This window comes from Glaciimonas soli, from assembly GCF_009497155.1.
Classification (GTDB): Bacteria; Pseudomonadota; Gammaproteobacteria; order Burkholderiales; family Burkholderiaceae_D; genus Glaciimonas; species Glaciimonas soli.
Window position 1 is genome coordinate 11,590 of sequence record NZ_WINI01000001.1, and the last position, 13,243, is coordinate 24,832.

Genomic DNA, 13,243 nt, shown 5'->3' on the forward strand with positions numbered 1-13,243 from the left:
TTGCTATGCCGATACGGCGGAAGTCTGGCAAGCAGGTTGACTAAGCCAATTTTGCGGAGAACAATAAGATATTGACTTGCGGGAACGTTGACCAAGTCAGGCTAAGAGTCTGCGCTCGCTTGCCGCCGCTATTTTTTTTTGCGCTAAATCGATCGATGCGGAGAAAATGTTTAGCAGAATACGAGCGAACTGATATATGGCGTTCATTTGCATACCGAAGAAAAAATAAAAAAATCTCCCATAAAGTTGGTTTTTTGTTTTCCCTGCATCAGTTGTCACGTCAACGTGCATCGGCCCTATAAGGCAAATATATCTTGCGCTAGGTGCTAATTGGGCAACACCGTTGTCACTAGCCGCTAGAATCAATCCGCAGCAAGAACGTCGTTTGGCGAGGAGTACCGCCGTTTTAACTTGAGAGGGGATTACTTTGAATGATGCGAGCAAAGATGTGCCTGTTTCCCTCGTGGCGTCGGTGGCAGGAAGGGATGATTCAAGCTTTGAAGTTACCCAAAAATTTCAAGTTCGTCAGGTGCCGGATGATGCTAAGGAATACTATATTCGTTTTCGGATAAGTACGTTGAAGCGTTGTCGGGAACAATTAGGCATTCTGGAAAATGCAGGATTTCCCTATGGCGAGTTATGTCTGGCGATAGCATCAATTACTCTTGGAGCGGCATTAGGCGCGTGGGCCGGGGGAGTGAAACTAGAAGCTAAATTTACGTCTGGATTTTTCTATATTGCATTACCATGCATTGCAGTCGGCACCTTCATTTTGTACGTATTTCTGAGACATTCTTCTGTCGTAGATGCTAAGAAAATCGCGAAGAACGTCCTTGGTGATCTTCCCTTAATTGATTCTCATACGGAGCCAAATCAAGATTTTTCTAAAATTGCAACATCCATGCAAGATGATGCGTCCACTCTGGGCACCGTGGAAAAGCCCATTTCAACATTTGAAATAACAGAACCGGCAGCAGACAAAGGGGGCTTCGATTTTTCAGATCCAAAAGTGAGTTGGAACCAATTCGATTTTAATACGGCATATTTTCTGCAAATCAATCAGGAAAGTGGCAAAGCCGATTTAGTTGATCAAGTTTTTCAGCAAAGCCCGCTGGCCGAAGATCCGCATGAAGTACTTAAATGGTCAGGTTGGAAGCTGTACTGCAAATTGGAATATGGTATGTCTGGGCAATTTGATGCGTTAGAAGTTCTTGCGAAGGATAATCCTGGTATTCATGATTTTGCGGCCCACTTAGGTCGGATTTACCGTAAATATGGCGATAATAAACAAGCTGCAGTTTGGTTTGAATGCGCTGCGGACAGCTGTCAGATTAAGGCAGTGTCCCTTAGATTACTTGGTGATGCTGCCGAGGCGTCATTGATCAGCGGACAAAAGGACCGTGCAAATTCATTGGCTAATCGTATTCGAGAATATCAGGCGAATGATAGTGACTTAGACCGGATTAAGTTGACGATAGAACGTAGGCTTTTGGAAATTGGGAAGGATGACGAGAGGTCGATTGGTATTTTAGAGAGGCTACTTGAATTAGATCCGACGGATGATAATTTGCGATTCCTCTTAGGTTTCAAATATTCTGAAATGAACAGGCATGCACTGGCTGCATTGCATTATGGGCGTATTGATATTCGAAAGCGAGGGGGGAGCTCTTGGAATAATTTAGGGGTTGCGTTGTATCACATTGGCATTCCGAGTCTTTCAATTGAGGCCTTCCTCGCCTCGTCGGCCCATGGGGAAACACTTGCGGCAAGTAATCTAGCGAATCAACTAATTCCTGCCGGATTTTTGCAACAGGCCGAGGACCTCCTTGATAAGGCGTCGATAACTAAACCATATGACAATGCTGTCGATACTTCGCGTTCTACTCTGAATGAACGGAAGAGCGAAAGTCTGAAAAAACTTGAAGAATCAAACAAAAAAGTCACTTTTATTAGCGATTTTTATAAGCGATTTGGCGAGAGCATTGTCTTACCGCACCCCCCTATTCAGAATGGTATTTTTGAAGGGCCAGAATTTTCAGTAACGGTATCAATCAACGGAGACCAATTTTTAGCTCATGGGAAGTACGTGGTACAAGCGAATAAATTGTTGGGGATTGTGTTCCCGGCCGGGGCACAACCAATACCTATCTCCTATGAAGTGACGATTAGAGGAAATTTGCTCGGTTCAACGATGGTCGGGAATATCAAGAAAATAGTCGTCGAAAGACCGCCGGTTGCTCCGACATTGCTTGACGTACAAAATGGAACTCCGTTACTTCTGATTCTAAGTCCTGATGGAAATAGCCTGCACGCCATGGAAATTGAGCCGGAAGTGTCACCATCGATATTCTCGTTCGTTCGCCATCCATAGCGATATCAGCCGCCGACAGTATTGGTAACGGTATTTTTCATGGTATTTGAATTTGCGGTGATCACCAGGGGCAATTAAATATTGGCATACTGGTTTAATTGATAATTGAGTGGGGATGGTCTGATGTCAGGCACACGCTAGTATTTAGAAGCAAAAAAAGCCTGCGTAAACGCGCGCTTTTTTGCTTCTTGGTTTAGTGTCGCTTGCCATGTCAATGTATACGCCACGGACCGATGCCACGACGATATATTTCAATCCGAATCCGACACCAATTCCTGCAGCGAATTTTCCGCAACAAATGAAGGGTGTTTACATACAGGTTTCACGCTAAGTCTTTGATTCTATTGGTCGGGACGGAGTGATTCGAACACTCGACCCCTTGCACCCCATGCAAGTACGCTACCAGGCTGCGCTACGCCCCGACAAGCCTGCTATTATAGCAGTGCAAAAAAGCTTTTTTCGCGCGGATTTAAAAAATTCTGCCGGTTTTTTGCCTGATCAACATTTCCTTATTTACTTGCTCCTTGCTTGTTCGATGTTAATTTGGCTCATGAGGCCGGATTGGAATCGACTGGCTAACATTCTGTGATTATTCTATGTCTATAAAAATCAGCCAACAATTTGACGGTGGTGCCATCGAGGTTTTGCGCGCCGAACATCCACAACAAATCGAAGTCAATCTACGCCCAGATTCGCATGCGGATTTTACGCAGTGGTTTTATTTTCGCGTGCAAGGCGTGCGTGGCGAGGCTTGTCAGATACGTTTCATGAATGCTGGTAAAGCGACGTATGCAAAGGGTTGGAAAGACTACAGCGTTTGCGCTAGTTACGACCGTGAAAACTGGTTTCGCGTGCCCACCAGTTTTGATGGTGAAGTGATGACGGTGACACACACGCCTGAGTCTGACAGCGTGTATTACGCTTATTTTGAGCCTTACACTTGGGAGCGGCATTTGGCATTGATTGGCCGGGTAGGGCAGTCTGCTCAGGTGCAAGTGCAGGATTTGGGGAATACCGTTGACGGTCGTGATCTGAATTTACTGGTGATTGGCAATCCTGCCGCGGCAAAAAAAGTATGGGTAATCGCACGCCAGCATCCGGGCGAGACGATGGCAGAATGGTTTGTCGAGGGTTTGGTGGATGCGTTGCTTGATCGCGCCAATCCTATCGCTACGCGCCTGTTGCAGGAAGCGGTGTTTTATGTTGTGCCGAATATGAATCCGGATGGTTCTGTGCGCGGTAATTTGCGTACTAATGCCGCTGGTGCAAATTTGAATCGTGAATGGATGACGCCTTCGTTGGATAAAAGCCCGGAAGTATTTCACGTCAAAAATAAGATCCACGAAATTGGCTGCGACTTCTTTTTGGATGTACATGGAGATGAAGCCTTGCCTTATAACTTTGTGGCGGGCTCGGAAATGCTGAATGGATTCACTGCGGAGCAAGCAACGGAGCAGGATAAATTTATTGCTAACTTTAAAAATGCCAGTCCGGATTTCCAGAGTGAATTTGGTTATGCGGCGAGCAAATACAGTGCGGATGTGTTAACGCTGGCTTCTAAATATATTGGCCATACATTTAAATGCCTGTCATTGACGCTGGAAATGCCGTTTAAAGACAATGCCAATTTACCGGATGCGCAAGTTGGCTGGAATGGCGCCCGTAGCGTGCGGCTGGGTGCGGCTAGTTTGCAGCCGATTTTGAAGGCGTTTGAATAAGACAAAGAGGGCGCAACCGATAAAATCCGGTCGTGCCCAACTTTTGTCAATTTCAATGGAAATGCGCCGAGCTTGGCGGCGTATCTTCCGGCATTTCCGGATGCACCAATTCCCCATCATTATCAGCATATAGCGGCGTTCCGCAATCATCGCAAAACTCCATCGCAAATAATTCGTTGTGACATTGAATGTGGCTGATGCCATTCTCTCGTAACAACGCGAGGATTTGTTCTAGCGGGGTTTGTGCTTCCGGATCTTCTGTTGAGGATGCTGCATCGCCGGTTTCTTCGTTTGCTTCTTCTTGCCCGTAGAGCGGCCAGACGACGCCATAGACAACGTCATGGTTTTCTGCGATGGCAAAAGCGATGCGGTACTCGTCGACCCGACCGCTTTCGGGTTCTTCGCTAAAGCGCCCGATAGTGGCGTGTAATTCGGTGCTGGCAACGTTCAAGGTGCTGGTCAAATAAAAGCTGGCAGCACGTAAAGAAATCGGCCGTATTTGCTTATCTGCTTCACGACAAGCGACAAAATAGGCTTCCGGCAGCAACACGTCAATTCCACAACCCGGCAATAAACGATTAAACGTCGGCGTTGCTTGCGCTTGCCATAGTCTTAATGCGCTGTCTTTTGTGCCCGCACCGGTTTGCCAGTTAAACAGCGGTGCCCCACGAGGTACTACCAATGCCGCCAATAGATAGCGTGTATCGGCAAGGAAAGGAGCAGTTTCCGGTTGTTTGGCAGGCCGATGCAAGGCGCTGTTACTCAATGCTGCATGCGCCATCGTTTGCAACAGCGCAGCGGTGTCCGCATGTGTGCGTGGTAGCTGATCAATCGCATATAAATTTGGCATCAGTGCAGTACGTACGCCTGATGCCAGAACATGCGCATGAAAATGGGCATTCAGTGTGATTAAAAGATCTGCTGGAATAGGGCCCGACGCAATTGAAAAGCGAGTCCAGGCCAATATCGGCAGGGCGACTAACAAGGCGTCGTAAGAAACGCCTTCATAGTCAATAATCGTCGACTCGCTACAAGCCTCGATCCCATCCATTAACGCGTTATAGGCATCCGCCTGATCGGGAAATAACAACTCTAATGCGCTATCAATTGGATCTTGCTGATTAGCTTTCAACAGTTTATTGACATGAATATCAAGTTCATCTTCCCACGCACGCAATTCAAGGCGACTTGAAGCTTCTGTCAGGGCATGTGCTAATGCGGTGAGTCGTTGGCTGTCAGCGGAAGGTTTGCGAGAAGTACTTTTAGTCGGACGGCGCATGATGATCTCGGCAACAGAATCGGAACTTGTATTGTAGAGGAGTAATGAGCAGAACGCTGATGGCATCAAATATAAAGACGAAAAAAAACCGCACTAATGTGCGGTTTTTCTTGAGTAGCATTTAAGCTTAATTTAGCGCCAGATTGGCGCCAAATTAGTACTTAATAGTACTTAAGCCGCCAGCAACTGACGCAACACGAACGGCAAGATGCCGCCATGTTTGTAGTAATCGACTTCAATCGGTGTATCAATACGCAGCAAAACTTTGACTTCTTTAGATTCGCCGTTGGCACGGTGAATCACTAAAGTAGCGTCTTGTTGCGGTTTGATTTCACCGTCGATACCCTTGAGGTCAAAAGTTTCATTACCAGTGATACCTAGTGTGTCAACACTGTCAGTGCCGATGAATTGCAATGGCAACACGCCCATACCGACCAGGTTAGAACGGTGAATACGCTCAAATGAACGCGCAAATACCGCTTTAACGCCTAACAGTTGTGTACCTTTAGCAGCCCAGTCACGTGACGAACCAGTACCGTATTCTTCGCCCGCAAATACCATGGTTGGCACGTCATCTTTGATGTACTGCATAGCCGCATCGTAGATCGATGTTTCTGTACCAGCCGGTTGATGCAGAGTGATACCGCCTTCAACGCGACCGCCATCTGCTTTTGCAGGAATCATCAGATTTTTGATACGAACGTTAGCGAATGTACCGCGCATCATGATTTCGTGGTTACCGCGACGTGAGCCGTAAGAGTTGAAATCTGCTTTCAGGACACCGTTCTTTTCCAACCATTTACCTGCAGGGCTGGATTCTTTAATCGCGCCAGCCGGAGAGATATGGTCGGTGGTGATGGAATCGCCAAATACGCCCAATGCACGCGCGCCTGTGATGCCAGTTGCTGCGGCTTTTGGTTCCATCGTGAAGTCACCGAAGAATGGCGGTTCAGCGATGTAGGTTGAGGTTGGCCAGTTATAAACTTCACCTTGTGCCACGCCTTTGATGTCTTCCCACAATTTGCCTGGCGCGCCTTTAACATCGGCGTAGTTGGCTTTGAAGACTTTTGAATTCATCGCGAACTTCATCATTGCTGCGACTTCTTTTGAAGTTGGCCAGATATCGCCCAGGTAAATGTCTTTACCGCCTTTACCTTTGCCAACTGGTTCAGTCATCAAATCGCGTGTCATGTTACCGGCGATAGCGTAAGCGACGACCAGCGGTGGCGATGCCAGGAAGTTAGAGCGAATGTTTGGATGAATCCGTGCTTCAAAGTTACGGTTGCCCGACAACACTGCAGAAGCAACGATATCGTTTTTAACGATGGCTTCGTTCATTGCCGGTGTCAAATCGCCGGCGTTACCGATACAGGTCGTGCAGCCATAAGCTGTTACGCCGAAACCGAGTTTTTCCAGGTATGGCAGCAAACCAGCGGCAGTCAGATATTCTGTAACAACGCGCGAGCCAGGGGCTAATGACGTTTTGATGTGAGGCGATACTTTCAGACCGGCTTCCACTGCTTTTTTCGCCAACAAACCAGCTGCCAGCATTACGCTAGGATTGGAAGTGTTAGTGCAAGAAGTGATCGCAGCAATCAATACGTCACCGTTCATGACATTGACGCCGTCAGCATTGACGTATTTAGCATCCAGATCGGCAGCTTTTTTGTTGAAGCCGTTTTCGGCAGCTGGTTTGCTGAACAGTTCAGCAAAGTTGTTTTTGACGTTGCCGATTTCGATACGGTCTTGAGGACGTTTTGGACCTGCCAATGATGGTGCAACGGTTCCCAAATCCAGTTCAACGACAGTGGTGTAGTCGATTTCGCCAGCTTTTGGAATACCAAACAGATTTTGTGAACGGAAATAGCTTTCGAAGGCGTCGATTTCGGCTTTGCTGCGGCCTGTGCCTTGGAAGTATTCGATAGTGGCTTCGTCAACTGGGAAGAAGCCCATAGTCGCGCCGTATTCTGGTGCCATGTTTGCTAGCGTAGCGCGATCTGTCAGGCTTAACGATTGCGTGCCTTCACCGAAGTATTCGACAAATTTACCGACAACTTTTGCTTTACGCAGCAATTCAGTAATGGTCAATACCAAGTCAGTTGCGGTAACGCCTTCACGCAATTGGCCTGTCAGATTTACGCCGACAACGTCTGGTGTCAGGAAATACACTGGCTGACCGAGCATGCCTGCTTCGGCTTCGATACCGCCAACGCCCCAGCCGACTACGCCGATACCGTTGATCATGGTGGTGTGCGAATCAGTACCTACCAGAGTGTCCGGGTAGTAAACGTCATCTTTGCCTGTGCGTTTCTTGTGCACGCCGCGCGCCAGATATTCCAGATTGACTTGATGGACGATACCAAAGCCAGGAGGCACAACGCCGAAAGTATCAAATGCTTGCATACCCCATTTCATGAACTGATAGCGCTCGTTATTGCGCTGAAATTCCAGTTTCATGTTGAGATCAAGCGCTTTCTTTTCGCGGAAATGATCGATAGTGACAGAGTGATCGACTACCAAGTCCACCGGCACCAATGGTTCGATATTTTTAGGATTTTTGCCCAGCGAAGCAGCAACGTTACGCATTGCCGCCAAATCAGCCAGCAAAGGCACGCCAGTGAAATCCTGCAGCACGACGCGTGAAACGACGAAAGGAATTTCATCAGTACGTTCGCCATTTGCTTTCCAGTTGGCGAGTTGTTTAACGTGTTCTTCGGTAACTTTTTTACCGTCGCAATTGCGCAGTACTGATTCCAGTACGATACGGATAGAAACAGGTAGGCGTGAAATTTTAACGCCGAGTTTTTTCTCTAGAGCTGGCAGTGAGTAAAACTTACCTTTTTTGTTCCCAGAAATAGTAAATTCTTTGAGTGTGTTCAAGGTGTTATTGGACATGATTTCTCCTGAAGTGACGATGCGTGATATGCATATAACGGGTTTCAACATACTCAAAGAATGTTGGTTGAATACCCCGGTGTTGCCGATTACTGATGCTAAATGCTTGATTCTTCTTTCCGCCCTCTCTCAAATACGTGCGAGAGAGGACAGGTTTGTGTCACAGCGCTGGCGTTCTTTCTTATGCTGCAGGTGTTGCGTTGGCTACTGGTGCCGCCGCGTGTTGCTCAACCGATGTGCAGTCATTGGCTAATTCATGCCCACCTTTTGAATCCAGCAGCATTCCCTTTGATGGAATGCCAATCCAAACGAAGCCGTATTTTTTATTTTCGTAACGGCTTGCACCTGTGGTGGTTGGAATTTCTTTCATGCGACGAATAACATTGCCCCATTTCAGAGCGATATATTGAGGATCTTCAGCATTGCGATAAATGGTCAGATTGCTGCCGACTGCGCACTGATATGCGACGGCTGTGGAGGTCTTAATGTCTGGTGTGATGTCATCTTCATCAGTGCTTACCGCTGCAGCAGCTGCTGCAGTTGCAGGTACAGCCGCTTTTTTCACGACTTTCTTTTTGACGACCTTTTTCTTGACAACCTTCTTCGCCGGCGCGGTTGTGCTTGCACTCGTGCTAGCAGTTTGTGCCATTGAAACGGTAGGTGCTACGACCATCAAACTGGCGCAAAGCAGGCTCAGAAGAGTTAAGGATTTTTTCACTGTTAATGCTCCGTGGGTAAGTATTTATACTGAGTATGTGTATTAAGTACGCTTAATTAAATAAATGTGCAGCAAATTCTGGCAGCGTTATACCACTACATTGTGCACGTTGTAAAACACTCCAGTAATAACGGTAGCTCGCACGATCATGTAAGTTGCCGTTGTGTTGTATTGGCCCCCATTCTGCATGTTGGGCGGCCTGTAATATTTGCGTCGCTTCGCTGACCTCCGACTGTGGCGGTGTAAATGCGTTCACGATCGCTTTTATCTGTTGCGGATGAATACTCCACATCCGCGTGTAACCACATTCTGCAGCAGCGCGATGAGCGTCGCTGGTAACAACAGCCATATCGACTATATCTGTGGTGACATTGTGCGATGGCACTTTGCCATGGGCGTGACATGCTGCCGCAATTTCCAGCTTTGCGCGCATGACTAATGGATGACTAAATTGCCCCGGAGAGCGCATGGCACTGCTGGGGATCGCGCCGTAATGCGCAGAGACGAAATCCATAATGCCGAATGACAGTGATTCGACTTGCGGTATGGCTGCAATTGCGGCGACGTCGGCCAATGCACCATGGGTTTCTATCAGCACATGTACTGGCAATGACTGACGACCCGCTTTGTGACTGTGATGATTGATCAGGTTTACGGCCTGTTGCACGTCCGCCAGATTCTCTGCTTTTGGCAGCATGAGATAAGCCAGGCGTGACGCGGCATGCTGGCAAATGACACTGACATCAGACTCAAAAAATACACTGTGAACATCGTGTACTCGTGCGCCGATGCGGCCAAAGCGATTGTCGTCGCTGGCGATGACTGTCCCGACCAAATGCGCATGTGCTGCTTCGTTACCCGCACTGGCACCGTCTTCACAGTCAAAAGTAATATCGAATATGGAACCGAGTTCGCGCTGCAATGCGAGCGATTTGCGCATCAGTTTTTCACTGCCGGCGTAATGGTCGCAAACCGGCAAATAAACCGGTGCTTGCTTGCCTAGGAATAAAACCTCGGTGGGATGCATACGACTTAATCTATGAAATGTTGAATGGATGGGATTTTAATAATCCCATCCACAGGCGATAAAAGAGTTCGTCGAACTAATTGTATGAAATTAGCCGAGCAAATCTTTCACAGCGTCACGTTCACCTTCTAATTCAGCTAAAGTTTTGTTGATGCCTTCTTGCGTGAATGCGTCAATTTCCAAGCCTTGAACGATTTTGTATTCGCCATTTTCAGTTGTCACTGGGAAGCCAAACATGATGCCTTCTGGAATACCATATGAGCCGTCCGAAGGAACGCCCATCGTTGTCCATTTGCCGTTTGTGCCCAATAACCAGTCATGCACGTGATCAATCGCTGCGCTTGCTGCTGATGCTGCTGACGACAAGCCGCGTGCTTCAATGATAGCTGCGCCACGTTTGCCAACGGTCGGCAAGAATACTTCTTTGTTCCACACTTGATCGTTGATCAGATCTTTTACAGATGCGCCATCCGTTGTTGCAAAGCGATAGTCTGCGTGCATAGTTGGAGAATGATTTCCCCAAACGCATAGCTTTTCAAGAGAGGCGATTGGCTTGCCGATTTTGGCGGCAACTTGTGACAATGCACGGTTGTGATCCAGGCGCAGCATCGCAGTGAAGTTTTTCGCAGGCAGATTTGGTGCCGATTTCATCGCAATGTAAGCGTTGGTGTTGGCAGGGTTGCCGACTACCAGAACTTTGACGTTACGTGATGCAACTGCGTCCAATGCTTTGCCTTGTGCAGTGAAAATTTTCGCGTTAGCTTGCAACAGGTCGCTGCGTTCCATGCCAGGACCGCGCGGACGTGCGCCGACCAATACAGCAACGTCGCAATCTTTGAATGCAGTCATTGGATCGCCGTGGGCAGTCATTTCGGCTACCAATGGGAATGCGCAATCGTTGATTTCCATCATGACGCCTTGCAACGCTTTTTGCGCTTTTTCGTCAGGAATTTCTAACAATTGCAAAATGACCGGTTGGTCTTTGCCTAGCATGTCGCCATTGGCAATACGGAATAATAGGGAGTAACTGATTTGACCAGCGGCGCCACTGACGGCAACACGCAAAGGGGCTTTAGCCATGATGAATCTCCGAGGTGATGAAAACGTACTAAATGTAAATAACCGCGGTAAAAAAACGGCGGTAAATAGCAGCAGTAACAATGTAGAACTGAAGCTAATTCTTTGAGCCTACATCTACAGCCCGATATCATACCGTTGAAAATCGTGTTTCGCCGGCATGTATCTGGCATATACTTGAATTCCCGTGAATGCCCGCGAGTTTAGGCTTGCGCAGCGACGCTGTCAACGACTATCTTATATCTTATATAAGACATATCACTGTGCATTTTTTGCTGGACGACAGTACTCGTTCTATGGTGAAATCTTGGGTTATGAACTCTTCAACAACCAACAAGGTTATCGATAAAGTCGGCAATGCTGCTGACACCGTCGCCGCGGCTGCTATTGTCGGCACTAATGTCGCTAGTAATTCCCCTGTTGCGCAAGTGGCATCGTCTGCTGTGTCTCCTACTTTTAGTCCCCTTTACCAGCAAATCAAAGTGTTGATCTTGCAACGCCTGCAATCGGGTGAGTGGAAGTCGGGCGAAATGATTCCAAGTGAAGTGGAGCTTGGTAACCGTTTTAAGGTAAGTCAGGGAACTGTGCGTAAGGCAATTGATGAACTTGCAGCTGAAAATTTGGTGGTGCGGCGGCAAGGGAAGGGTACTTTTGTTGCGACGCACCATGAAGACCATGTTCAGTTTCGTTTTTTGCGCCTGATGCCTGATGATGGTCAGCCTAAGCCTGGCGAAAAGAAAATTATTGAATTCAAGCGTTTGCGTGCTCCGGCGGAAATTGCGCGCTTGTTGAGTATGAAGTCGGGTGATTCGGTCGTATTTGTTAAGCGCGTGATGTCATTTGATGGTGCGCCGACGATTCTCGAAGAATTATGGTTGCCGGGTGTTACCTTCAAAGCACTGACGTTGGAGCGTTTGAATGAATACCAAGGGCCAATGTATGGTCTGTTTGAAACCGAATTTGGCACCCGCATGATACGCGCAACAGAGCAGATTCGTGCGGCGAGCGCGGATGATGAAGTTGCGCAATTGCTGAATGTTGCGCAGATGTCGCCGTTATTATCCGTAGAGCGAGTGTCATTTACGTATGGCGATAAGCCGGTCGAGGTGAGGCGCGGTTTATATGTGACACATCATCATCATTATCAGAATGAATTAAATTGAGCGATCTGCATTATTTGAGAAATATATTTGTCGTTGCAGGGCCGTGAAAGCAAGAAATGCCGTCGATGTATTACCGCTAAGCTGCAATTATTCTAAATAAAGAATAATAACTATTGGTGTGTCGCACAAAAATAGGCGAAAATTACGAGATTGCGTTTGCGTTGTAGCAAACAATTATGAAAACTAAGTAAAACTGAGGAGGACCCAGGAATGTCTGAAACCGAAGCCGAGAAAAAACAGCGGCCACAATTTCGAAATATAGGCTTAAATCAAATCGTCGGATACCGCATGCCATTGGCAGCGTTGGTTTCGATTATGCACCGGATTAGCGGGCTGTTCATGTTTTTGCTGCTACCGTTCATTCTATGTCTGCTCGATACCAGTCTTGTATCGGAAAGCTCATTCGAGTACTTCAAAGGTATTGCCTCCCACTGGTTTGTTAAATTGATTATCTTGGCGCTGTCATGGGCTTATCTGCATCATTTTTGCGCAGGTATCCGTCATTTGATTATGGATAATCATATTGGTCTGGATAAAGACAGTGCGCGTAAATCAGCTGCTGGCGTGCTGATCATCAGCATACCTCTGGCTTTCATCGTAGCCTTGAAACTGTTTGGAGCATTCTAATGGCAAATACAAATAATGTTGGAGCCAAGCGCCTGGTTGTCGGCGCACATTACGGTCTGCGTGACTGGCTGGCGCAGCGCATGACTGCGGTGGTAATGGCGGTTTATACGATCATTTTGTTGGCGAAATTTTTGTGCGCAAATGATTTTAGTTATCAGGGCTGGGCTGGCATGTTTGCGCATCAGTGGTTCAAGATTGCCACTTTCGTTGCTTTGATGTCGCTGTTTTTCCATGCCTGGATTGGTGTGCGTGATATTTGGATGGATTATGTCAAGCCAGTCGCTTTGCGTCTGTTCTTGCAAGTTGCCACAATTTTGTGGCTAGTCGGTTGTGCCGGATGGGCGGCGCAGATTTTGTGGAGAGTGTAA

At 47.4% G+C, this 13,243-nt stretch carries 10 protein-coding genes and 1 tRNA gene; 5 read left to right on the plus strand and 6 right to left on the minus strand.

What is annotated here, in order from left to right:
• The first annotated feature begins 427 nt into the window (after nucleotides 1-427).
• Nucleotides 428-2,371, plus strand: coding sequence for a tetratricopeptide repeat protein (locus GEV47_RS00055; RefSeq protein WP_153232696.1), 1,944 nt, complete (start codon nucleotides 428-430; stop codon nucleotides 2,369-2,371).
• 345 nt (nucleotides 2,372-2,716) lie between these two features.
• On the opposite strand, the gene GEV47_RS00060 is transcribed toward GEV47_RS00055, so the two are convergent.
• Nucleotides 2,717-2,793 (minus strand) — tRNA-Pro (locus GEV47_RS00060).
• A 174-nt stretch (nucleotides 2,794-2,967) separates the two neighbouring features.
• Between GEV47_RS00060 and GEV47_RS00065 the strand changes: the two genes are divergently transcribed.
• The gene (locus tag GEV47_RS00065) at nucleotides 2,968-4,089 is read left to right on the plus strand and encodes a M14 family metallopeptidase (RefSeq protein ID WP_153232697.1); all 1,122 of its coding nucleotides are present in this window, start codon (nucleotides 2,968-2,970) and stop codon (nucleotides 4,087-4,089) included.
• Between the two features lie 52 nt (nucleotides 4,090-4,141).
• On the opposite strand, the gene GEV47_RS00070 is transcribed toward GEV47_RS00065, so the two are convergent.
• From GEV47_RS00070 to GEV47_RS00090, 5 genes are all read right to left on the minus strand, one after another.
• Nucleotides 4,142-5,368, minus strand: coding sequence for a DUF2863 family protein (locus GEV47_RS00070; protein ID WP_153232698.1), 1,227 nt, complete (start codon nucleotides 5,366-5,368; stop codon nucleotides 4,142-4,144).
• Between the two features lie 171 nt (nucleotides 5,369-5,539).
• On the minus strand, nucleotides 5,540-8,263 hold the full coding sequence (gene acnA / locus GEV47_RS00075; RefSeq protein WP_153232699.1) for an aconitate hydratase AcnA: 2,724 nt from the start codon (nucleotides 8,261-8,263) through the stop codon (nucleotides 5,540-5,542).
• A 181-nt stretch (nucleotides 8,264-8,444) separates the two neighbouring features.
• Nucleotides 8,445-8,981, minus strand: a complete 537-nt coding sequence (locus tag GEV47_RS00080) for a hypothetical protein (RefSeq protein ID WP_153232700.1) — start codon at nucleotides 8,979-8,981, stop codon at nucleotides 8,445-8,447.
• Nucleotides 8,982-9,033: 52 nt separating this feature from the next.
• Nucleotides 9,034-10,008 (minus strand): HpcH/HpaI aldolase/citrate lyase family protein, encoded by a 975-nt coding sequence (locus GEV47_RS00085; protein WP_153232701.1) that lies wholly within the window; start codon nucleotides 10,006-10,008, stop codon nucleotides 9,034-9,036.
• A 90-nt stretch (nucleotides 10,009-10,098) separates the two neighbouring features.
• Complete coding sequence (locus GEV47_RS00090) at nucleotides 10,099-11,088, minus strand: malate dehydrogenase (protein WP_153232702.1); 990 nt, start codon at nucleotides 11,086-11,088, stop codon at nucleotides 10,099-10,101.
• Between the two features lie 311 nt (nucleotides 11,089-11,399).
• On the opposite strand from GEV47_RS00090, the gene GEV47_RS00095 reads away from it, so the two are divergent.
• The 3 genes from GEV47_RS00095 to sdhD all read left to right on the plus strand — a co-directional run bounded on the left by GEV47_RS00095 (nucleotide 11,400) and on the right by sdhD (nucleotide 13,243).
• Nucleotides 11,400-12,248 (plus strand): GntR family transcriptional regulator, encoded by an 849-nt coding sequence (locus GEV47_RS00095; protein WP_228124502.1) that lies wholly within the window; start codon nucleotides 11,400-11,402, stop codon nucleotides 12,246-12,248.
• Between the two features lie 210 nt (nucleotides 12,249-12,458).
• Nucleotides 12,459-12,875 (plus strand): succinate dehydrogenase, cytochrome b556 subunit, encoded by a 417-nt coding sequence (sdhC, locus tag GEV47_RS00100; protein ID WP_153232704.1) that lies wholly within the window; start codon nucleotides 12,459-12,461, stop codon nucleotides 12,873-12,875.
• On the plus strand, nucleotides 12,875-13,243 hold the full coding sequence (gene sdhD / locus GEV47_RS00105; RefSeq protein ID WP_153232705.1) for a succinate dehydrogenase, hydrophobic membrane anchor protein: 369 nt from the start codon (nucleotides 12,875-12,877) through the stop codon (nucleotides 13,241-13,243). Before sdhC ends, sdhD begins: the two co-directional genes overlap by 1 nt.